Source organism: Cupriavidus sp. DB3 (assembly GCF_020418465.1).
GTDB classification, from domain to species: domain Bacteria; phylum Pseudomonadota; class Gammaproteobacteria; order Burkholderiales; family Burkholderiaceae; genus Cupriavidus; species Cupriavidus cauae.
In genome coordinates this window covers 345,641-366,698 of sequence record NZ_JAIZPL010000002.1, presented here as the reverse complement: position 1 = coordinate 366,698, position 21,058 = coordinate 345,641, and the positions used below count along the sequence as shown (strand labels likewise).

Sequence of the window (21,058 nt, the reverse complement as noted above, 5' to 3'; positions counted from 1 at the left end):
CATGGACAAGGAAGCGGTGGGGATGGAGCGGCAGGCCATCACGGTGTGGAAGGACGGCCGGTACAAGTTCTGGAGCGCGGCCGATGCGGCATATGCGCAGAACGATCCGGACTGGCTGGCGACGATCCCGCTCGCGCAGCAGCCGGCAGCGCAGGCGGTGGTTCCCGATGGTCACGTGCTCGTTGGTCCGGGCGCAGTCATCATGGGGCGCGGCGTGTTCGATCCCCGGCACACGAAAGCGGCCGCAAAGCTGTCGTACCTTCTGGGCGCCCCGCAGCCGAGCCCGCAGCAGACCGAGCAGCCCGCCGAGGAAGCGCGGGGCGTGGATGCGGTCGGCCTCGACGGCCTGCTGTGCGAACACTGCGGCGAAGGCCATACCGTGCTGACCTTCGAGAGCGGCCAGTTCGCGTGCAACTGCGATACGTGCAGCGCCGATTGCCAGGACTTCGCGGTAGAGCGCCTGAACGCCCTACTCGCCGCGCCCGCCGCAGCAGAGGCGCAGCCAGATCGCGTCAAGTGGGACAAGTTTCCCGCCTGGCTGATCGACCACCACGAGGGCGACACGATCACGGAAGAACTGTTGCAGCGCGCGCTGGCCGACATGCTCAAGGCCCATCCGCCTGTCGCCCATTCCCGGCAAGAGCAAAGCCGGCCGGTACCGGATGAGGGGCGCGATGCGCTGCCTCCTCTGCCGTATCCCGACCTATGGCGTCACGGCGCTGGATTCCACGGCTACACGGCGAAGCCCGGTGAAGGACCGTGGTTCACGGCGGCGCAGATGCGCCAATATTCCCAAGCCGCCCATTCCCGGCAGGCGCAAGGCGGGGCGCTGTCGGATGCGCGGCGGAAGCGAGCATTCGATGTGTGGCTTGAAATGGAGCGCAAGCGTCGCCCGTTTGGCGTGAGCATCGAGGAGCAGCGCGGATTCTGCTCAGGGTTCGCTGCCGCATGCGCCATCCTCGCCCGCGCCGCAGCGGAGCCGCGCGCGGAGGGGCAGCGGGAACTGTCCGATGCCGCTATCGAGCAGGGATGGCACCAGACGTTCAGCACGAACAACCCGTATTGCCCGTGCAATCTGAAATCGTTCACGAAGGCGGTACGTTGGGCCGAGCGCGCCCTCGCCGCGCAGAAGAAGGGGGCTGACCGAGATGCCTAAGAGCATTGCCGTAGGTAGCGGCGCGGAAGTCATCGTGAGCGATGAGGACTATGCCGCCCTGTCGCGCCACAAGTGGCATCTCGATATAGACGGATATGCAAGAAGCAACGTCCCCTCGGATGTCCGCAGGCAGACACAAATTCACATGCATCGCGTAATTGCCGGGCTCGCTCGCGGGGATAGGCGATATGTCGACCATATCAACGGTAACAAGCTCGACAACAGACGAGAGAACCTGCGCATTTGCAGCGGAGCGGAGAACGGCTGGAACGTGCGGCTCTCGAAAAGAAACAGCAGCGGATACAAGGGCGTCTCCTTCGAGAAGCGCTCCGGAAAGTGGCAGGTCCGAATTAGGCAGAAGGGGAAACAGATTTTTCTCGGCTATTACGAATTCCCAGAAGAAGCTGCCCACGCCTACAACAAAGCCGCCGTCCGTCTACACGGCGAATTCGCAGTGTTGAACCCAGTCGGTGGCGCATTCTATGCAAGCGACCGCGCCGCCCACCACACGACCGGAGGCGGCAATGCAGATTGATCTGATGGAAGCGAAAGTGAGCCAAATGCGCACAGGCGAAGCGCGTGCAGCGGTGCGCGATTTGATCGCCAAGGTCCGCGAGCTGGAGCAGGAGAACGCCCTGCTGCGCGAGGTTGTAGCTGAGTACAACGACTGTATCCGGTATATGGACGCCGGCGGGGATTTCCACGAGTTCCAGCGCATCACCATCGACGCGGCTCGCGGAGGGAAGGAACATGGCTGACATCGCGCAGAGGCTCGAAGAATGGGTGGCGTCGCCAATCACGACGAAGGCTGACATTCGTGGCGTGAAGTCGGCGATGCAGTCTGCCGCGAGGCACATCCGCGAGCTAGAGCGCCGCGCCACGGACGGGCAGCGCGATACGGCGCGAGGCGTGCCGCGAGAGCTTGCAAAGGGCGACCCGCTGAACCCTTATCGGACGCCAGCCCAAGAATCTGCTTACCGGTGGGGTTGGAATGGCTGCCGCGCCCTCATGCTCGCCGCCGCGCCCACGCCGCCAGCAGGGGATGCGGGGCGCATAGAAGGCGTCAACAAGGTTGAGCGAGACGGCGATTTTTCGGTGCGCCTGACGTTCGACTCCTGCCGGCAGGCCAGTGCATTCGACCGTGCGGCGATGGCCGCCATGGCCGCCAGCAAGGGGGAGAAGGGATGAGCGAAAACGAGAAGTTCTATGACGACGAAATCGCCCCTGCGCTGAGGGAAATCATGACCAAGTGCCAAGAGCGCGGGATGTCGTTCCTTGGTCTTGTCGAATACGCGCACGGCGAGCGGGGCCGCACGACTGTGCTTCAGCCCGAGGCAGGACTTGAGATGGTCATGGCTACGCTGTGCGCGAAGGCTGGCGCAAACATCGACTCGTTCATGATCGGCCTTGCGCGCTACTGCCATGACAAGGGGATCGACACCAGTCAGAGCATCGTCATGCGCCAATGGTTCGGCATTGGCCTCGCCGAGAGCGCACGCAATCCCAGCAAGGGGAGCGACGATGGACGATAAGCAGATGAGGGAGGCGTTCGAGGCGAAATGGCCAATGCCGCGCTATTGCGTCTGGACGGGGAGAGGGTATGCCGCGACGCATCACACTGCATGGGACGCGCACGCTTACCGCCGGAAGTGGGAGGGATGGCGCGAAGGCTACGCCGCTGGCATGGAGCGCGGTCGCAAGGAGGGGCTGGACGAAGCCGCGACGCTCATGCAGATGCATGCCAAGGCAGTGTGTGCTCAGTTCCCCGACGCCATCCGCGCGGAGATACCAGGAGACCGAAATGGCTGACCACCTGCATTGTCCCTTCTGCGGCGACGGCGGCGAGAAGGGCGAAGTCGAGATGACCGAGTTCCCGTCGCGCAACCAGTACAAGGTGGTCAAGTGCTACACCTGCGGCGCGAGCTGCCCGGAGGCGAACTGGAATATGCGGGTGGGTATGGAACCCGTGGCGAAGGCTGAGCCCGTGCCCACCTTCGCCGACTGGCAGGCGTTCCACGACTCGCTGCGCCAGGCTGAGGCGACGGAGCAGGAGATTGCCGAGGCGGTGGCATGTCGGGACGAGGCGGGGCTCGGGATGCTCGTCGGGGCGATTGGCGGGAAGAGATAGGAATCAGGATTTCATGCGTACGGGGACCGGAATGGATCTGGAAAAGCGGTTGGAGAATTGGGCAAAGGCCAACAGAGTAGGCGGGCCTCGGCCGGGCTACTGCGCGCCATGGGCGAAGCTGGCCGACATCTTGGCGAACGGGCCCCACGTCCCCGAGATCGTCGAGATCGACCACAAGGACGCCGATCGCGTCACGAAGGCATGGCGCCGGCTGGTGCCGTACCAGCAGCAGTTGCTCAAGCTGTCGTACATCACCAATCTGCCGCCGTGGCTGGTCTGCCGCAAGCTCGGCATCCGGCAGCGGCCGCACAGCGTCTTCGACCTGGAGATGGCGAGGGCCAAGCACCTTCTGAAACAGCATCTGGCGCGGATCGACGACGAAGGTGTTGTAAACCGAAAAAAGATGCCCTATACTGCGCCGGACAACTTGATTCCGGCCATTGCCGAGACCGCCGCCTAAGGGGCGGCGCTCGCCCAGGAGAAAGAGAAGCCCGCCAGTGAGCGGGCTTTTTTGCGTTCACTCACGCATGGCGGCTTGCCGTTTGAGCAAGCCCGGTATCCGGTACGAAAGGCAAACGCGCCGGGGACTGCGAGGAAAGCCGCCAACCGTGAGAGGATGCGTTGCTTCAGAGCTTGTGCTGGTGTGCCGAACCATGGCGGCAGGGTTAGCTCCCAGCCGGCTCAAGCACTGAGGGAATGCCCCTCAACTCGTCTCCTCTCGCGCCCACCGCGAGTTCGCCCCGTCCGGTCTCGGCGGGGCTTTTCTTATTCTGATCTGACCCATGTCGAACGAAGCACCCAACCTCCGCTCCGAAGACGGATCGTGGGATAGGGCTGCTGTCATGGAGGTCGTCTGCGAACGGATCGCTGGCGGCGAGAGCGTGAGGCAGATTTGCGAAGGCTCGGACCTGCCCGACAGGAAGCAGATCAATCGTTGGATTGCGTCCGACGAGGGACTGCGCAAGCTGTATCTGGAGGCGTGCCGGGCGAGAACGTACTTCCACGCCGAGGAAGTTATTGAGATCGCCGATACCGAGCCTGACCCAGCCGTTGCCCGGGTCCGAATGGACGCCCGACGCTGGCACTGCGCGAAGTTCAACCGCGTCGACTTCGGCGAGAAGGTGACGCAGGAGCACGTCGGCAAGGACGGCGGCCCGATCGAACAGAAGACGACGGTGGTCGATGAACGCGAAGTCAAAGCTATCGTCGACCGAGTCGAGGCCGAATTCTGATCTCGAACGGGCGGTCATCAAGGCGAAGTGCGAGCGGGACCATCTGTTCTTCAGCCGCTACTTCTTCAAGCACCGCCAGGGCATCAAGTTTCGAGTCAACTGGCACCACGTGCTGATCGCCGATACGGTGCAACGGGTGATCGACGGCGAGCTCAAGAACGTCGTCATCAACGTGCCGCCTGGCTCGTCGAAAACCGAGCTCGTGGCGATCAACCTGATTGCCCGCGGCCTGGCGCTGAATCCGCGTGCCCGATTCCTGCACATCTCGTATTCGGACGACCTCGCGCTGCTCAACAGCGAGACCGCCCGGGAAATCGTCGGATCGGACGAATACCAGGCGCTGTGGCCGCTGGCCATCGCTGACGACGCCAAGTCGAAGAAGCGCTGGAACGTGGTCGTCGACGGCAAGAAGGCCGGCGGCGTCTACGCGGTGTCGCTTGGTGGCCAGATCACCGGCTTCCGGGCCGGCCACATGGCCGAAGGGTGGCAGGGCGCGATCATCATCGACGATCCGCTCAAGGTTGAGGACGCCTACAGCAAGACGAACCGCGACAAGGCGAACCGCAAGCTGCTGTCGACGGTCAAGAGCCGGAAGGCCAACCCGGACACGCCGATCATCGTGATCATGCAGCGGCTGGCCGAGGAAGACCCGACGGGCTTCATTAAGGCCGGCAAGGTGCCGGGGAACTGGGAGTTCATCGAGGTCCCGGCCCTGATCACCGATAGCTACGTCGCCAATCTGCCTGAGCGCGTCCGCGCCATGGTGGAGCGTGTCGATACCGACGCGGACGGCCGGTTCAGCTACTGGCCGTACAAGGAGCCGCTGGCCGACATGCTGGAGATGGAGCGGGCAGACCGCTACGTCTTTAGCGGCCAGTACATGCAGCGGCCGAGCCCGCTGGGCGGCGGGATCATCAAGAGCGCCAACTTTGGCCGCTACTCGGTGGTGCCGGAGCTAGTCAAGCGCGTCATCTACGCCGACACGGCGCAGAAGACCGCAGAGCGGAACGACTACAGCGTCTTCCAGTGCTGGGGGCTGGGCAAGAACGGGCGGATTTACCTGCTCGACCAGATCCGCGGCAAGTGGGAGGCGCCTCAGCTGCGCCGTCAGGCGATCGACTTCTGGAACAAGCATCTGCCGCTCGGCATGCCACATGGCGCCGCGCTGGTGAAGATGCGAGTCGAGGACAAGGCCAGCGGCACGGGGCTGATCCAGGACATCCGGGAAAGCGGCGGCATCCCCATCGAGGGAATCGAGCGGGATAAGGACAAGCTGACGCGCGTGATGGACGTGGTTAGCTACATCGACTCGGGGTACGTCAACATCCCCGAGTCGGCGCCGTGGGTGAGCGATTTCACGCAGGAGTGCGACGCGTTCACCCCTGACGATACGCACGCGCACGACGACCAGATCGACCCGCTCGTCGATGCGATTAACGACCTGCTGGCCTCTGGCCGGGTCATCGATACCTGGGCAAGGCTTGCACAATGAATCGCAAACAACGAAAAGACGCGGCGATGGCGCACAAGGCCAATGTCGCGGCTTCCGCCAATGCGAAGCGCTGGGCCAGCGGCGACAGCTTCCAGAACTTCGAGGCGCGCGTCGGCCTGGGCACCGCCAATCAGGCATCGCAGTACACCTACGGGTTCGACTTCATCAGCCGCAATCGCGTGCAGATGGAGGCGATGTACCGGTCGTCGTGGGTGGTCGGCCAGGCAGTCGACGTGGTCGCGGACGATATGACCCGCGCTGGCGTCGATCTGGATGCCGATCTGGACCCGGGCGACCGGAACAAGCTAACGGCCGGTTTCGAGCGCCTGGCGCTCTGGGATCGGATCAACGACACGATCAAGTGGGCGCGCCTCTACGGCGGTGCGCTTGCGGTGATGCTGATCGACGGTCAGAACCCGTCCACGCCGCTCAATCCTGACAGCGTTGGGCCCGGCCAGTTCAAGGGCCTATTCGTGCTCGACCGATGGCTGGTGCAGCCGTCGCTGTCCGATCTGGTCAAGGAAATGGGCCCGGACATGGGCATGCCGCGCTATTACGACGTGGTGGCCGACAGCATGGCGCTGTCGCGGCAGCGCATCCACTACAGCCGGGTACTGCGGATTGACGGCGTCGAGCTGCCGTACTGGCAGAAGATCGCCGAAAACCTGTGGGGGCAGTCGGTCATCGAGCGGCTGATTGACCGCCTGGTGGCGTTCGACAGCACGACGATCGGCGCGGCGCAGTTGGTCTACAAGGCCCACCTTCGCACGCTGAGCGTCGACAAGCTGCGCGAGATCATCGCGGCCGGTGGCCCGGCCATGGAAGGGCTGCTCAAGAACGTCGACATGATCCGCCGGTTCCAGTCGAACGAGGGCATGACCCTGATCGACGCGGCGGACAAGTTCGAGACTCACCAATACCAGTTCTCCGGGCTGGACAACGTGCTGATGCAGTTCGGGCAGCAATTGTCCGGCGCGCTACAGATCCCGCTGGTGCGCCTGTTCGGCCAATCGCCGGCTGGCCTGAACTCCAGCGGGGAGTCGGACCTGCGGACCTACTACGACAACATCAAGCAGCAGCAGGAGCGGCGCCTACGCGCACCGTTGACGCGGCTGTTTGACGTGCTCGTGCGCTCGGAGCTTGGGCACAAGCCGCCGGAAGGCTTCGCCTATAGCTTCACGTCGCTATGGCAACTCTCGGACACCGAGAAGGCGACCAACGCCAAGACGACGACCGAGGCCATCGTGACGGCCTACGACGCCGACCTGATCGACCGACCGACGGCGATGAAGGAGCTGCGCCAGGCCAGCCATAGCCACGGCGTCTTCACCAGCATCTCGGACGAGGCGATCGAGGAAGCGGAGAACGAGCCGCCGCCAGCACCTGAACTGGAACTGCCCAATGCTGATGACCAGAACGACCGATCGGAAACGACGGAAGAACCCGGTCAGGCTGAGCGGGCCGGAAAGGCTGTACAGGACGCAGCTACGGCAGGTCGCGCAGCGGGTGGGCGCGCTCGTCAATGGCTTTCCGCCTGGCGATCCAAGCGCAGCGCCGACGATTGAGCAGCTTCTGAGGCGGTACGCCGAGGCCCTGACACCTTGGGCCCAGGCGACCGCCGCCCAGATGCTGGCCGAGGTCAACCGCCGAGATGAGCAGGCGTGGATGGCCCAGGCACGCGAGATGTCGCGCGAACTGGCGCTGGAGATTCGGAACGCTCCGACGGGGGCGACCATGCGCGCACTGATGGCCGAGCAGGTTGGGCTGATCAAGTCCATCCCGATCGAGGCTGCAGAGCGCGTTCACAAGCTGACGATCGAGGGGCTGGAGAACAGCTCCCGGGCGTCGGAGATATCCAAGGCCATTCAGGCATCGGGTGAGGTGGCAAAGAGCCGCGCTGACCTGATTGCCCGCACTGAGGTCGCCAGGACCGCTTCGACGCTGACCGAGGCGAGAGCCCTGCACGTTGGCTCGCCGGGCTATTTCTGGCGGACCTCTGGCGACTCGGACGTCCGCGACTCGCATCGAAAGATGAATGGCCAGTTCGTGCGCTGGGACGACCCTCCCACGCTGGACGGCATGACGGGGCACGCCGGGCAGTTTCCGAACTGCCGGTGCTACCCGGAACCTGTGATTCCCGAGGACTGAAATGGAAAAGATCGAGATTACCTGCGAAGAACTGGCCGCGGCTTTCACGGAGTGGGACCGTCGATACCGGGAGGAGCCCGATCGCTTCTGGAGCGAGGCCGAGATGGCCGCCGCAAGTCCCGAGACGTATGGGGACGCTGCAGCTCCGTATCTCATCGAAATCATCCAAGAGCAGCGCGCGACCCGCGCCTGAGGGCTATGCGATTTTTCACACCCGAAATCCTTGGGCCAAAGCAATCGTTGACGCCGTCCGGATTCCTCGTTTGCCACGACGTGCCGATTGCCAGAACCGGGGAAATGCTCTATGGCGCCGGCGAAGTTCCGGTGGAGCCTGGGCCCGACGGGATCGTGCGCATCAGCCGAACGCCCGACGAAGTATTCCGGCCGGAAACGATTGCCAGCTTTGAAGGTGCGGCCGTCACGATGGACCACCCGGACGACTTTGTTGGGCCATCAAACTGGAACGACCTCGCCGTCGGAACTGTGATGAACGTCCGGCGAGGAACCGGCATTGAAGACGACCTTCTTCTTGCCGATCTGATGATCACCAATCAAGGGGCCATCGACGAGGTGCGAGCTGGGCTTCGAGAGGTGTCCTGCGGATACGACGCAGGGTATGAGCAGGTAGGACCTGGGCGCGGGGTGCAGCGCGAAATCATTGGAAACCACGTAGCCCTCGTCGAGCGCGGCCGGTGCGGTCCGCGCTGCGCGATCGGCGATAAGGAACCCGAAGACATGAAGACCAAAGACAGCAAGCCGAAGGGCAAGCGAACCTGGCTGGATCGCCTCATGACGGCGATGAAGGCCAAGGACGAGGCGGCCGTGCAGGAAGCCATCGAAGAAGGCCAGACGGCCCTCGACGAGGAATCCGAGGAAGAGCGCGAGGCCCGCGAAGCCCAGGAGCGCGAAGCCAAGACCGGCGACACCCTGAGCCAGATCCTGAAGACGGTGAAGGCGCTGGACTCGCGCATGTCCAAGCTCGAATCCCGGGACTCGGAGCGCGAAGAAACCGACGACGAGGACGAGGACGACGACGAGAAGGCCAAGACCGGCGACGAAGGCGACCTGACGGAAGCCGAGACGGCCGCCAAGCTGGACGAATCCGACGTCGACCTGTACACCGGCGACGCCGCGGCCAGCATCCCGTCGCGCGCCGAGATTCTGGCGCCCGGCATCAAGCTGCCGACCCTCGACGCCAAGATGAACACCAAGGACCGCGCCGCGGCCCTGTGCAAGTGCCAGCGCAAGGCGCTCGACCTGGCGTACCAGACCGAGGCCGGCAAGAAGGCCATCGCCCCGTTCCTGGGCGGCAAGACGGTGGACTTCGAGAAGCTGCCGGCCGCGCTGGTGCACGCCGCCTTCATGGGCGCGAGCGAGCTGGTGAAGGCGCACAACAACGCCGGCACGACCCGCAGTGCAGCGCCGACGCGCGACTTCGGCAAGGCCAAGACCGTGGCAGACATCAACGCCGCCAACCGCAAATTCTGGGCCGATCGGTCCGCACACTAAGGGAGTGCCCCACATGAGCAACGCAATCCTGTATCGCATGGCCTCGGGCATTCCCGGGGACATCTCGCGCCAGTCGCAAGCCACCGTCGAACCGCAGATTTTCGACCCGGCGCTGCCGTTCCCCGGCTACGGCCTGTTCGGCAAGCTGGCTGCGGGCAAGTTCGTGCCCGTCGCCAGCGGTGACACCGCTGCCGTCATCTATGGCCTGCTGGTCCGTCCGTACCCGACCACGGGTGGCGCTGGCTCGGAGCCGCTGGGCACCGCAACGCCGCCGACCAAGGGCGTGTGCGACGTGCTGCGCCGCGGCTACATGACCGTCAAGAACAACGCCGGCACCCCGGCGCTGGGCGGCACCGTGTACGTGCGCGTCGCTGCCGCTGCAGCTGGCAAGCCCATCGGTGGGATCGAGGCTGCTGCCGACGGCACCAACACTGTTGCGGTGGCCGGCGCCATCTTCATGAACGGCGGCGATGCCAACGGCAACGTCGAAATCGCCTTCAACATCTAAGGGGCTACCCAGAATGAGCAAAATCATCGTTCCGCGCATGGCCGCGGCCGCCGCGATCGCCATGGTCAATGCCCCGGCGATCATCCGCGCACGTACCCGCGACAGCATGCTGACGTTCGACAGCCGTACCATCGACAGCACCGGCGCGTTCCTGATCGGCGAACTGGAGCGCCTGGACCAGACGCTGCACATGCCGCTGGCGTCGGTCACCTGGTCGCGTGACATCGACCTGCGCGAAGACGTCTCGATCGCTGACGAAACCTCGTCGTTCACCAATTCGAGCTTCGCCGCCGCCGGTGGCGCGTCGCCCAACGGCAAGTCGTGGATCGGCAAGGACGCTTCGGCCATCGCCGGTATCGCGCTGGACATCGGCAAGACCGCCAGCCCGCTGACCCTCTGGGGCATGCAGATCGGCTGGACCATCCCCGAGCTGGAATCGGCCCAGAAGCTCGGCCGCCCGGTCGACCAGCAGAAGTACCAGGGCATGGTGCTCAAGCACAACATGGACGTCGACGAGCAGGTCTACATCGGCGACCCGGTTCTCGGCGTGACCGGCCTGGTCAACAATGCCGCCGTCACTAACGTGGCGAATGCCGTCACCGGCAACTGGGCGACCGCGACACCGGACCAGATGCTCGACGACGTCAACGAGCTGCTGGCCAGCGTCTGGCAGGAGTCGGCGTATGCTGTGTGCCCGGAACGACTGCTGGTCGATCCCGTGAGTTACAGCCGCCTGGTCCAACGGAAGGTCAGCGAAGCGGGCAACATCAGCGTGCTGAACTACCTGCGCGAGAACAGCATCGCCAACGCGAACAACGGCCGCCCGCTGGACATCTTCCCGTCGAAGTGGCTGACTGGCCGCGGCGCGGCTGGCGCGAACCGCATGGTCGCCTACACCAAAGACCAGCAGCGGGTCCGATTCCCGCTGGTGCCGCTGCAGCGCACGCCGCTGGAGTATCGCGACATCCGCCAGCTGACCACGTACTTCGGTCGCCTGGGCGTCGTCGAGGTGGTCTACCCCGAGACGATCGGCTATCGTGACGGCATCTAAGGGGAACGCCATGGCGAAGGTTAAAATCCACGTGGCCAAGGCGTTCAAGCTCCTGGGCAAGGACGGTAAGCAGCACGATTTCCCGGTCGGCAACCACACCGTCGACCAGGACGTCGCCGATCACTGGTTCGTGAAGGCGCATCTTGGCGGCGAGGCCGCTCAGAACGCCGACACCGAAGCGGCGGCCGACGAGCTGCCGGCCGAACTCGAGGCGAAAGCCAAGGCTCTGCAGGCAACCGAGGCGGACTTGGCCGCGCGCGAGAAGTATGCGGCTGGAATGGTCGAGGCGATGACCAAGCACGCCGCTGACCTGGACCAGCGCGAAGCCAAGGTGGCAGAGCGCGAGAAGGCCGTCGCCGAGCGCGAGCAGGCTATCGAGGCGAAAGCCAAGGAAGATGCGGAAGCGAAAGCCAAGGCGGAAGCCGAGGCCAAGCCGGCCGCGAAGACCTCCAAGTAAGGTGAGCCGTGGTTGACGTTGCCCAGTTCAGACAGGACTTTCCCGAGTTCTCGGATACGACCAAGTACCCCGATTCCGCCGTCCAATTCTGGCTGACGGTCTCGGTGTCGCTCGTCAATCCGTGCCGCTGGGGCGTCCTGACCGATCAGGGCATCGAGCTCTGCACGGCTCACCACCTCGTCTTGGCTGCTCGGGATGAGCAGGCCGCCGCGGTAGGCGCGCCAGTTACGACACAGGCGCAGCAACGATCGACGACGGCGGATTCTGGAACTTGACCACCTACGGCGTGCGGTATCTCACCCTCGCCAGGATGATGGGCGCCGGCGGCTTCCAGCTATAGGCGCGCGCCCATCGGGAGCTTCCCATGGGCATTATCAAGGTGGATCGGCTGAAGGATGTGCTGCAGTCGATCAACGGACTCGTCCAAAAGCAGGTGCTGGTCGGCATCCCCGACAGTGCGCCAGAGCGAAAGGACGACGCGCCGATCGGCAACGCTGCCATCGGCTACATCCAAGAGACAGGCTCTCCGGCAAACAACCTGCCGGCGCGGCCGTTTCTGGTACCCGGTGTATCTGATTCCCTTCCAAAGGCCACCGCTCAACTCGAGAAGGCGGCCACCGCGGCGCTGGAAGGCGACCCGGCAGCGGTTGAGCGGCGCTTGTCGTCCGCTGGCCTGGAGGCACAGAACAGCGTTCGGGCAAAGATCAACAGCGGCATCAAGCCCGACCTGAAGCCGAGCACGATCGCAGATCGGCTCCGACGCGGCAGGACGGGCACAGTGCCGCTGATCGACACAGGCCAATTGAGAAATTCCGTGGTGTATGTAATTAGAAAAAAGTAGCATTACATACGACATCGATTTCGAGATGAGGTATGCCAAGGAAACCCGCAGAGGAAACGCCTGAACAGAGGGAAAAGCGCTTGGCGCGGCAGCGAGCATATGAAGCCAGGCGCAGAGAGCGCGACCCGGAAGGGTTCAAGGCTGCTCAGCTTGCCGCGGCCAAGAAATGGCGAGAGAACAATCCAGAGAAGCGGAAGGAAGCGACCAAGAAATGGCGCGAAGCAAACCGCGATCGGTTCAATGAAGCGCGTCGTCAATGGCGATCTCGGAATGTCGTGCGCGCGCTGTTTCTGGAAGCAAGATCCAGGGCGAAGGCGCGCGGCGTGGAGTTCTCGATTTCGATCGACGACATCCCGCCGATGGGCGACGCATGCCCATTGCTGGGCCATCCCTTCCCGGCACCAGAAGAACGGAGAACGCCGTACTCACCGTCGCTGGACCGGATTGACGCTTCCAAGGGATATGTAAAGGGGAATGTCTGGATCGTTGGCTATCGCGCGAACCTCATAAAAAATGACGGCACCGCGGAAGAGCACGAGATGATTGCCAAGGCTATGCGACAGCGACTGAGCGTTGCGTGACGCACCGCCGCTAAAAAATTTCCAGCCCCGCCTAGTGCGGGGCTTTTGTTTTGGAGTCGCGAATGGCGCTACTAGACGTCATCGACGTGCTGCTCGACCCGGATTTCATGGACACCGGCCTGGTGTGCAACCGGATGACGCAGACGGTGGACAGCCATGGGCGCGCCGTCAACACCGTCACGGCCACGCCGTTCGCAGCCGTGGTGACCAGCGACCAGGGCGACATCCTCGAGAGGATCGCCGAGGGAAGTCGCATCGTCGGCTCAATCCTCGTCCATACGCCGTTCCGTCTGCGCGATGGCGGCGATGGCGCTGACGCCGACGAGATCGTCTGGCGCGGCCGGACGTACACGGTGGCGAAGGTCAACGACTACAGCCACTTCGGGCGCGGCTTTGTCTGCGCCACCTGTGACATCAAGCCTCTCTCGGGGTAAGCCATGAACGACAGCTCGACCGGTGGCTACCTGGCGCCAGTCGCCGCATCGCCGCCGCTCGAGGACGATGCACTCGACGACCTGCTGCAGGAAATGGTGGCCGGCATCACCGGTTTGCCGCCCACGATGGTGCGGCCGCGGTGGCAGCCAACTGTGCCGAAGCAGCCCGAGCCGTCAGTGAACTGGTGCGCGCTAGGCATCACGACGCAGGAAAACGACGCGAGCCCCGCGATCCAGCATGACCCGACGGGCGACGGTAGCGACGTCTACCAGCGTCACCAGGACATCGAATTGCTCTGCACGTTCTACGGGCCCGCCGCGAAGGGATATGCCCAACGCTTGTTGGATGGTCTCGCCATCCCACAGAACAGCGAACAGCTTGGCCTGAACGACATGAAGTTTGTGTCGGTCGGGACGATTCGCGCGGCGCCGGACCTCGTGAATCAGCAGCGGATCCGCCGCTACGACGTCACCGTCGCTCTGCGCCGCAAGATCACCCGGACCTATCCGGTCCTCAACCTCCTGTCCGCCCAGGTGAAGACCGAGACAGACTCGGTGCCGCCGATGAGCGGCACCACCAATATCGACCAGTAGAGGATGACCATGCCCAACGGATTGCCGGTGTCGCGGCTGATCGACGTCACCATCAACATGTCGCCGCTGGCGGCGCAGGGTGCGAACCTGAACACGGCGCTGTTCCTGGGCGCCTCGGCCGTGATCGACACCAACGAGCGCATGCGCTCCTACGGCACGATCGACGCGGTTGCCTCGGATTTCGGCACGTCGGCGCCTGAGTACAAGGCGGCCGTGCTCTACTTCCAGCAGACGCCGCAGCCTTCGCAGCTGTATCTCGGCCGCTGGGCCAAGAGCGCAACCTCGGGCTCGATCCGTGGTGGCGTTCTGTCCGCCGCGCAACAGGACATGGCGGCCTGGAATGCCGTGACCAATGGCGGCTTCAAGATCAGTGTGGATGGCGTCGAGAAGTCGCTCACCGCGCTGGACTTCTCCGCCGAAACCAACCTGAACGGCGTCGCAAGCGCCATCCAAGCCGATCTGACCGGCGCCACGATCGTGTGGACCGGCCAGCAGTTCGTGGTCACCTCGGACACTACCGGCACCACCTCGACGCTGAGCTACGCGACGGCGCCCAGCACCGGTACGGACATCTCGGCCATGCTGGGCCTGACGAGCGGCGTGGCTTCGGTCCCGGTCGCTGGCATCGGCCCGGAGACGCCGGATGCTGCTGTGGCGCTGTTCCTGAACCGCTTCTCCAACAAGTTCCTTGGCCTGATGTTCGCGGATACGGGTCTGACGAACGACCAGCACGAGTCGGTGGCGGACCTCGTCGAGGCCGATCAGCGCCATCTGTACGGTGCGACGAGCCAGGAGCCGCTGGCGCTCGATCCGACCAGCACCACGGACCTCCTCTCGCGCTTCAGGGCCAAGGGCTACAAGTACTCGTTCTCGCAGTACTCGAGCAGCAATCCGTATGCCGCGGCATCGATGCTCGGCCGGCTGCTGACCACCGACTTCAACGCGAACAACTCGACGATCACGCTGATGTACAAGCAGGAACCCGGCATCGTGCCGGAGACCCTGACCAGCAGCCAAGCCGACGCCATCCAGGCGAAGAACGGCAACGTATTCGTCGAGTACAGCAACGACACCGCGATCATCCAGTACGGCGTCACGCCGAGCGGCATCTTCATCGACTCGGTCTACAACTCGATCTGGTTCCAGAACCGCATCCAGACCGATGTGTACAACCTGCTGTACCAGTCGCCGACCAAGATCCCGCAGACGGATGCAGGGAATGCCCTGATCGCGGCAACGATCGAGGCGGCCTGCGATGCGGCGGTGAACAACGGCTATTTGGCTCCGGGCGTCTGGAACTCCGGCGGCTTCGGTGCACTCCGGCAGGGCGACACGCTGGCCAAGGGCTACTACGTCTATGCGCCGCCGATCGCGCTGCAGTCACAGGCTGACCGGGAAGCGCGCAAGTCGGTGCCGTTCCAAGTCGCGGCCAAGGAGGCCGGCGCCATTCACACCGTTGACATCCTGGTCAACGTGAACCGCTGATAGGGGAAATCATGTCCGGAACGTATTCGTTCATCGACGTACAGGCGTCGCTCGTGGGCCCGGGCGGGGCCTTCCAGCTCGGCTATGGCGAGGCCACCGCCGAGGAAGGCATCACCATCGCTACCGCGAACGACAAGAACACCATGACGGTGGGGTCGGACGGCAGCGTCATGCACAGCCTGCGCGCTGACAACTCGGGCCAGATCACGCTTCGGTATCTGAAGACCTCCCCGGTCAACCGGACGCTGATGGCGCTGTACAACGCCCAGAAGATCGAAAGCCGACTGTGGGGCAAGAACGTCATCACGGTCACGCAGTCGGTCGCAGGCGACATCGCCACCGGCATCCAATGCGCCTTTAAGAAGGTGCCGGACCTGAACTACGCCACCGAAGGCGGCATCGTCGAATGGGTGTTTGACGCCGGCCGTATCGAAGAGATGCTCGGGACGTACTGACGATGACGACCAAGATCGAACTCTCCGGTCACGAGTACTCCATCGGCCGGCTCAGCGCGATGCAGCAGTTCCATGTATCGCGCCGCATCGCGCCGATCTTGCCGGCGCTGATCCCGGTGTTCCTGCGCTTCCGCGAAAGCGGGAGGGCGCTGACCGAGGATCTGGAAGGCATGGCGCAGGCGCTGCAGCCGCTTGCCGATGGCCTGGCAGCCCTGAAGGACGAGGACGCCGAATACGTCTTCGGCGCCTGCCTGTCGGTCGTGCAGCGCAAGCAGCCGACCGGCTGGGCAAACGTCTGGTCGGCGGCCGGCAAGGTAGCCATGTTCGACGACATGGACCTGTCTGTGACGCTCCCTCTCGTTGTTCAGGTCATCAGGGCCAACCTCGGGTCTTTTACACAAGGCCTGCTTACCAGCCAGCAGAGCGGGCCGGAGGCGACACAAGCTGGCTGAGGACTCTCCCGGGCGGCGAGGATTGGCTTCTGGCGCCGGTTGCCGAGGGCTGGTGCAAGTACGAATCGCTGATCGACGGCACGCTGGGCCTGGAAGACGTCGCTCTGATGAACGACGCCATCGCGGTTCGGGGCGACAACCTCGCGGCTGCGCGCCGCATGCTGGAACAGAACAATGGCCGATAGCGCTGTCATCCGCGAGTTTCTCGTCGCGCTCGGGTTCAAGGTCGACGAGAAGGGCCTGAAGAACTTCAATACCGGCGTCGAGCAGGCCACGAAGGGCGTCGTCCGCTTGGTTAGCACCATCCAGGGCGCTGCTCTGTCGATCGGCGCAGGCGTCTCGGCCTTCGCGTCGAAGCTGGAGGGCCTGTACTTCGTCTCCAAGCGGACCGGCGCTGCGGCGACGAGCCTCAAGGCGTTCGAGTACGCCGCTCGAAATCTCGGTGTCTCGTCCGAGGCCGCCTTTGGCACGGTCGAAAACCTGGCGAAGTTCCTGCGCAACAACCCCGCAGGAGAGGGGTATCTGGGCACGATCGGCGTCCAGACGCGCAACGCCAACGGCGAGCTGCGCGATACCGTCGACATCCTGGCCGACCTTGGCAAGGAGTTGGGGAAGAAGGACTTCTGGCTCGCCAACCAGTACGGCAGCATCCTGGGCATCGACGAGAACCTGCTGTTGGCGATGCGCGATGGCGAGTTCGCCAAGTTCATGCAGCAGTACCGGGACATGTCCCGGAACAACGGCCTTGACAAGGCAACGAAGGACGCGCATGCCTTCATGATCGCTCTGCGCGATCTCGGCACGACGTTCGAGAACTTCGCCATCAAGGTCCAGGCGTCGCTGCTGGGCAAGGTCGGGCCACAACTGGAGCGGTTCAAGCGGTGGTTCGAAGAGAACTCGCCGATGATTGCCGATCGCGTGGCCACCATTGCAAGCGCCGTGCTGCGCGCGGCCGAGGCCATGGGGCCGCCGCTGGCTTGGGTGATCGACAAGTTTATCGAGCTCGACAAGGCAACCAACGGCTGGTCAACGCAGATCCTGCTGCTGATCGGTGCGTTCAAGGTGCTGGGCGGCTTCCAGATCATCTCCGGCATCTGGAAGATGGTCACGGCCGTGCGAGCGCTCGGGGCAGCAAATGCCGCCGCTGCGGCCGCTGGTGGAGCTGCCGCTGGAGCGGGAGGCGCGGCTGGTGCTGGCGCGACGGCCGGCATTCTGTCGCGGTTCCTGCCGTGGCTGGCCAAGGCCGGCGGCGCTGCAGCGCTGCTGTTCCACTACGGCGGCCTGAACAAGGGCGAGGAAGAAGAACTTGCCCGGCGACGAGCATCGGCCGGTGGCAAGACGAGTCTCGCTGACACGCCATTCGGCAAGCTGATTGCGAGGGGCGAGGGCGATTACAACAGCGTCAATCGCGGCGCGAAGGGCGGCTACAAGGCTGGCACCGAGAATCTGGAGGGCATGACCGTTGCTGAGGTCATGCGCGCCCAGCAGGAAGGGCAGTTCAACGCCGCCGGTCGGTACCAGATCATCAAGACCACCCTGGCGGATGCGGTCAAGAAGCTGGGTCTCACGGGGTCGGAGAAGTTCGATCGCGGGCTGCAGGACCGGATTTTCAGCGAGTACCTGGTTGGCTCCAAGCGGTCGGCCATCAAGGACTACCTGACCGGCGCCAGCGACAACATCGTCGCCGCCATGCAAGCCGCTGCCCGGGAATGGGCGAGCGTCGCGGACCCGGCGACCGGCAAGAGCTTCTACGACGGTGTCGGCAACAACCGCGCGTCCATCTCGGTCGAGCAACTGGAGCAGGCGCTGCGCAACACCCGGGCAGCCATGACGGCGTCGCCGCCGGTGTACGCGCAGCGAGCGCCAGGCGGCAACAGCGTGCAGCTCGAGCAGCGAACCGAGATCAACGTGTACGGCGTCAACGATGCTGCTGCGGCCGGTCGGGAAGTCTCGCGCGAGCAAGGACGCCTGAATGGCGACCTCGTGCGCAACCTTCAAGGAGCGGTGTCGTGATCCTCGACATGATCACCTTCGTGCCGAAGAGCATCGGCGGGATCACGATACCCGTTACCTTCGAGGAGGCGTATCAGGACGAGCTGCAGATCACCGAGCACCCGGTAGAGCAGGGGGCGGAGATCAATGACCACGCCTTCAAACGGCAACCAGAGGTGGTCATCAAATGCGGCTGGAGCAATTCGGACCTGATGGCGCTGGCTGGCACGCTGGAGGCGATATTCCTCGGTGGCAGCCTGCCGACTGCTGACTACATCAGCACGGTCTACTCCCAGCTTCTGGCCCTGCAAGAGCTTCGGGAGCCGTTCGACGTCGTGACGTCGCTGCGCAAGTACGACAGCATGCTGTTCAAGTCGCTGTCCGTGCTGAAGGACCAGAAGACCGGGGCGGCGCTATCGGTCACGGCAACCCTGAAGCAGCTACGCATCGTCAATACGCAGGCGACCACGCTGCCGCCACGGGCCAATCAGGCAGACCCGGCTGCCACCGCTGAGACGCAGAACACTGGCGTCAAGGCAGCGGCGCCGGCAACGCCTGCGCCGGGCGGGTCTGTACCACCAACGAGCATGTGATGCCGAACTTCTTTGAGATCCCGCTATCGCCGGAGCCGCAGCGGTTCACGATCACGCTCAGTGGCGTGGATTACCGGCTGACGGTTCAGTATCGCAAGGCCGGGGACGCGGGGTGGATTCTCGACATCGCGGACGCGAACAACGCGCCGCTGGCGACCGGCATCCCTCTGGTAACCGGTATCGACCTGCTTGGTCAGTACCGGCACCTCGGGTTCGCCGGCCGACTATGGGTTCAAGGTGCAGACGACCCGGATAACGTGCCGACGTATGAGGATCTTGGGATCGGGTCGCATCTCTTCTGGGTGACGGACGAATGAGCACGCCGCAATTCGGCCGCAAGGTCTCGCTGATCATCGGACAGGATAGCGGCGCCGCGCTGGACTTGTCGGAGCTGCGCTTCCGCTTCGACGTGCGCCGCGGCGACTTGCAGACGCCGAACTCGGCTCGCATCCGCGTCTACAACGTATCGGAGAACACGGCCCAAAGGATCGAGCGCGAGTTCAGCCGCGTGGTGCTGCAGGCAGGCTACCAGGGCAACTACGGGATCATCTTCGACGGGACGCTAGTGCAAGTCCGACGCGGCCGCGAGAGCCAGACGGACACGTATCTGGACATTACTGCGGCGGATGGCGATCGCGCGTACAACTTCGCCGTGGTGAACCAGACGCTGGCCGCAGGATCGACGCTCAGTGACCATGTTGGTGTCTGCACCAAGGAGATGGAGCACTTCGGGGTTGGTAGCGGCTACGTTGCTCCCGTTCCCGGGAAGCCCCTGCCGCGCGGCAAGGTGATGTTCGGGATGGCGCGCGATTTTCTTCGGATCGCAGCAAAGACGCATGCGATGGTCTGGAGCATCCAGGATGGAAAGCTCCAGATGGTGCCTGAGACGTCGTACGCGCCGGGCGAGATCCCGAAGATCACAGCCGAAACCGGAATGGTGGGTCTGCCTGAGCAGACCCAGAACGGAATCACGGTCAAGATGCTGCTCAATCCGAGCATCAAGATCAGCCGCCTGATCCAGCTCGACAACGCCAGCATTCAGCGCTACGAGTACGGGCTGTCGATCAGCCAGCAAGAACAGAATGAACGGGTGTCCCAACAGAACACCCTCCAGAATGACGGCTTCTATTACGTCATGGTCGTCGAACACTACGGCGATACGCGCGGGAACGATTACTACACTGAAGTCATTTGCTTAGCGGCGGATGGAACTGGCCTGGCAAACGTTGATTTGGAGAATAGGGCGACGCTTGGGGTGCCGCAGTTGCCCCCGAACGTCATCAAGCGATATGGCTAGTCTCGGGATATAGACGTACGAATCTGCTCTAGTGTCATAAGCCGATCCACGACCATGACATGCGTACCGTTCTTGCCGAGCTTCGTTACGACAACAGAGGAATCATGGAACGTGTCGTAATTGGGCGTGCCGCCAACCAGTATGACTGTCCCGATCTTATTTCCAAGGATGCGCCAATAGCAGCCCTGGTAGGTCGACGACCCAACGGCTTGCTCCACATGCCGCATGTTCGTGGCGTTAGCCAATGGAAGGCGGCAAGGTCTCTCTGGGTAAAAGCGAACGGGGAAGCTGCTTAATGGAAGAAGCTCGCTTATGGCTACCGGGGACAGTGGATATGCCCAAATCACCTCTCGGTGTGCGGTCTTTCGTCTGGCGAACACATCGTCGAGGAAATCCTTGTAGCCTGGGTCGCACGTTGCATAACGCCTAGTCTCCGGCGAGTAGCACCAGCCGCCCGCGAAGAGTTGTTTTTCGAGGTTCTGCGCTTGCTCACAAGCCAACCTTCCCTGCCTGTCGTCAATCTTCGCTTTGCTGCATGTTCTTGAGCTGGAGATTAGCTGCTCCATGAGGGCCTGACCTTGCTCGTCAGTCAGGGCGGCTTGAGACGCCAAGGGCGAAAGCAGAGAGACAAGCAATACCAGCTTCTTCATAGC

At 63.6% G+C, this 21,058-nt stretch carries 30 protein-coding genes; 29 read left to right on the top strand and 1 reads right to left on the bottom strand.

The window, feature by feature from the left end:
* Position 1 precedes the first annotated feature (1 nt).
* The 29 genes from K7G19_RS07340 to K7G19_RS07200 all read left to right on the top strand — a co-directional run bounded on the left by K7G19_RS07340 (position 2) and on the right by K7G19_RS07200 (position 20,405).
* The gene (locus K7G19_RS07340) at positions 2-1,156 is read left to right on the top strand and encodes a hypothetical protein (RefSeq protein ID WP_226106626.1); all 1,155 of its coding nucleotides are present in this window, start codon (positions 2-4) and stop codon (positions 1,154-1,156) included.
* Complete coding sequence (locus tag K7G19_RS07335) at positions 1,149-1,691, top strand: HNH endonuclease (RefSeq protein ID WP_226106624.1); 543 nt, start codon at positions 1,149-1,151, stop codon at positions 1,689-1,691. Before K7G19_RS07340 ends, K7G19_RS07335 begins: the two co-directional genes overlap by 8 nt.
* A complete protein-coding gene (locus K7G19_RS07330) occupies positions 1,681-1,914 on the top strand; it encodes a hypothetical protein (protein WP_226106622.1) in 234 nt (77 codons plus the stop codon). The genes K7G19_RS07335 and K7G19_RS07330 overlap by 11 nt, the downstream gene beginning before the upstream one ends.
* Positions 1,907-2,344, top strand: a complete 438-nt coding sequence (locus tag K7G19_RS07325; protein WP_226106621.1) for a hypothetical protein — start codon at positions 1,907-1,909, stop codon at positions 2,342-2,344. The genes K7G19_RS07330 and K7G19_RS07325 overlap by 8 nt, the downstream gene beginning before the upstream one ends.
* Positions 2,341-2,688: a hypothetical protein gene (locus K7G19_RS07320; RefSeq protein WP_226106620.1), complete on the top strand. Its 348-nt coding sequence runs from the start codon at positions 2,341-2,343 to the stop codon at positions 2,686-2,688. The genes K7G19_RS07325 and K7G19_RS07320 overlap by 4 nt, the downstream gene beginning before the upstream one ends.
* The gene (locus K7G19_RS07315) at positions 2,678-2,965 is read left to right on the top strand and encodes a hypothetical protein (protein ID WP_226106619.1); all 288 of its coding nucleotides are present in this window, start codon (positions 2,678-2,680) and stop codon (positions 2,963-2,965) included. The genes K7G19_RS07320 and K7G19_RS07315 overlap by 11 nt, the downstream gene beginning before the upstream one ends.
* The gene (locus K7G19_RS07310) at positions 2,958-3,284 is read left to right on the top strand and encodes a hypothetical protein (protein WP_226106618.1); all 327 of its coding nucleotides are present in this window, start codon (positions 2,958-2,960) and stop codon (positions 3,282-3,284) included. Before K7G19_RS07315 ends, K7G19_RS07310 begins: the two co-directional genes overlap by 8 nt.
* Positions 3,285-3,315: 31 nt before the next feature.
* Positions 3,316-3,744: a hypothetical protein gene (locus K7G19_RS07305; protein WP_226106617.1), complete on the top strand. Its 429-nt coding sequence runs from the start codon at positions 3,316-3,318 to the stop codon at positions 3,742-3,744.
* A gap of 322 nt (positions 3,745-4,066) precedes the next feature.
* Positions 4,067-4,516, top strand: a complete 450-nt coding sequence (locus K7G19_RS07300; protein ID WP_226106616.1) for a hypothetical protein — start codon at positions 4,067-4,069, stop codon at positions 4,514-4,516.
* Positions 4,467-6,008, top strand: a complete 1,542-nt coding sequence (gene terL / locus K7G19_RS07295; protein WP_226106615.1) for a phage terminase large subunit — start codon at positions 4,467-4,469, stop codon at positions 6,006-6,008. Before K7G19_RS07300 ends, terL begins: the two co-directional genes overlap by 50 nt.
* Positions 6,005-7,573, top strand: coding sequence for a DUF1073 domain-containing protein (locus tag K7G19_RS07290; RefSeq protein WP_226106613.1), 1,569 nt, complete (start codon positions 6,005-6,007; stop codon positions 7,571-7,573). Before terL ends, K7G19_RS07290 begins: the two co-directional genes overlap by 4 nt.
* Positions 7,479-8,156 carry a phage minor head protein gene (locus tag K7G19_RS07285; protein WP_255650738.1) on the top strand — a complete coding sequence of 226 codons (678 nt, stop codon included), beginning with the start codon at positions 7,479-7,481 and terminating at the stop codon, positions 8,154-8,156. Before K7G19_RS07290 ends, K7G19_RS07285 begins: the two co-directional genes overlap by 95 nt.
* A gap of 1 nt (position 8,157) precedes the next feature.
* Positions 8,158-8,349: a hypothetical protein gene (locus tag K7G19_RS07280; RefSeq protein WP_226106608.1), complete on the top strand. Its 192-nt coding sequence runs from the start codon at positions 8,158-8,160 to the stop codon at positions 8,347-8,349.
* Positions 8,350-8,396: 47 nt separating this feature from the next.
* Positions 8,397-9,665 (top strand): DUF2213 domain-containing protein, encoded by a 1,269-nt coding sequence (locus K7G19_RS07275; protein WP_255650722.1) that lies wholly within the window; start codon positions 8,397-8,399, stop codon positions 9,663-9,665.
* A 13-nt stretch (positions 9,666-9,678) separates the two neighbouring features.
* The gene (locus tag K7G19_RS07270; RefSeq protein ID WP_226106605.1) at positions 9,679-10,173 is read left to right on the top strand and encodes a hypothetical protein; all 495 of its coding nucleotides are present in this window, start codon (positions 9,679-9,681) and stop codon (positions 10,171-10,173) included.
* A gap of 13 nt (positions 10,174-10,186) precedes the next feature.
* Positions 10,187-11,224, top strand: coding sequence for a DUF2184 domain-containing protein (locus K7G19_RS07265; RefSeq protein WP_226106604.1), 1,038 nt, complete (start codon positions 10,187-10,189; stop codon positions 11,222-11,224).
* A gap of 10 nt (positions 11,225-11,234) precedes the next feature.
* Complete coding sequence (locus K7G19_RS07260; RefSeq protein ID WP_226106603.1) at positions 11,235-11,681, top strand: hypothetical protein; 447 nt, start codon at positions 11,235-11,237, stop codon at positions 11,679-11,681.
* Positions 11,682-11,689: 8 nt separating this feature from the next.
* Positions 11,690-11,956 carry a DUF4054 domain-containing protein gene (locus K7G19_RS24905; RefSeq protein WP_370639506.1) on the top strand — a complete coding sequence of 89 codons (267 nt, stop codon included), beginning with the start codon at positions 11,690-11,692 and terminating at the stop codon, positions 11,954-11,956.
* An 89-nt stretch (positions 11,957-12,045) separates the two neighbouring features.
* On the top strand, positions 12,046-12,522 hold the full coding sequence (locus K7G19_RS07250) for a hypothetical protein (protein ID WP_226106602.1): 477 nt from the start codon (positions 12,046-12,048) through the stop codon (positions 12,520-12,522).
* Between the two features lie 32 nt (positions 12,523-12,554).
* Positions 12,555-13,103 (top strand): hypothetical protein, encoded by a 549-nt coding sequence (locus K7G19_RS07245; protein ID WP_226106601.1) that lies wholly within the window; start codon positions 12,555-12,557, stop codon positions 13,101-13,103.
* Positions 13,104-13,165: 62 nt separating this feature from the next.
* The gene (locus K7G19_RS07240) at positions 13,166-13,537 is read left to right on the top strand and encodes a hypothetical protein (protein WP_226106600.1); all 372 of its coding nucleotides are present in this window, start codon (positions 13,166-13,168) and stop codon (positions 13,535-13,537) included.
* Between the two features lie 3 nt (positions 13,538-13,540).
* Positions 13,541-14,131 (top strand): hypothetical protein, encoded by a 591-nt coding sequence (locus K7G19_RS07235; protein WP_226106599.1) that lies wholly within the window; start codon positions 13,541-13,543, stop codon positions 14,129-14,131.
* A gap of 9 nt (positions 14,132-14,140) precedes the next feature.
* A complete protein-coding gene (locus K7G19_RS07230) occupies positions 14,141-15,616 on the top strand; it encodes a DUF3383 domain-containing protein (protein WP_226107051.1) in 1,476 nt (491 codons plus the stop codon).
* 11 nt (positions 15,617-15,627) lie between these two features.
* Positions 15,628-16,071 (top strand): phage protein, encoded by a 444-nt coding sequence (locus K7G19_RS07225; RefSeq protein ID WP_226106598.1) that lies wholly within the window; start codon positions 15,628-15,630, stop codon positions 16,069-16,071.
* A 2-nt stretch (positions 16,072-16,073) separates the two neighbouring features.
* On the top strand, positions 16,074-16,523 hold the full coding sequence (locus K7G19_RS07220; RefSeq protein ID WP_226106597.1) for a phage tail assembly chaperone: 450 nt from the start codon (positions 16,074-16,076) through the stop codon (positions 16,521-16,523).
* A 174-nt stretch (positions 16,524-16,697) separates the two neighbouring features.
* The gene (locus tag K7G19_RS07215; protein ID WP_226106595.1) at positions 16,698-18,536 is read left to right on the top strand and encodes a mannosyl-glycoprotein endo-beta-N-acetylglucosamidase; all 1,839 of its coding nucleotides are present in this window, start codon (positions 16,698-16,700) and stop codon (positions 18,534-18,536) included.
* Positions 18,533-19,108: a phage baseplate protein gene (locus K7G19_RS07210; protein WP_226106593.1), complete on the top strand. Its 576-nt coding sequence runs from the start codon at positions 18,533-18,535 to the stop codon at positions 19,106-19,108. The genes K7G19_RS07215 and K7G19_RS07210 overlap by 4 nt, the downstream gene beginning before the upstream one ends.
* On the top strand, positions 19,108-19,425 hold the full coding sequence (locus tag K7G19_RS07205) for a hypothetical protein (protein WP_226106591.1): 318 nt from the start codon (positions 19,108-19,110) through the stop codon (positions 19,423-19,425). Before K7G19_RS07210 ends, K7G19_RS07205 begins: the two co-directional genes overlap by 1 nt.
* A complete protein-coding gene (locus K7G19_RS07200) occupies positions 19,422-20,405 on the top strand; it encodes a hypothetical protein (protein WP_226106589.1) in 984 nt (327 codons plus the stop codon). Before K7G19_RS07205 ends, K7G19_RS07200 begins: the two co-directional genes overlap by 4 nt.
* Here the strand turns inward: K7G19_RS07200 and K7G19_RS07195 are convergent.
* The gene (locus K7G19_RS07195) at positions 20,402-21,055 is read right to left on the bottom strand and encodes a hypothetical protein (protein WP_226106587.1); all 654 of its coding nucleotides are present in this window, start codon (positions 21,053-21,055) and stop codon (positions 20,402-20,404) included. The genes K7G19_RS07200 and K7G19_RS07195 overlap by 4 nt on opposite strands.
* Between the last annotated feature and the right edge of the window lie 3 nt (positions 21,056-21,058).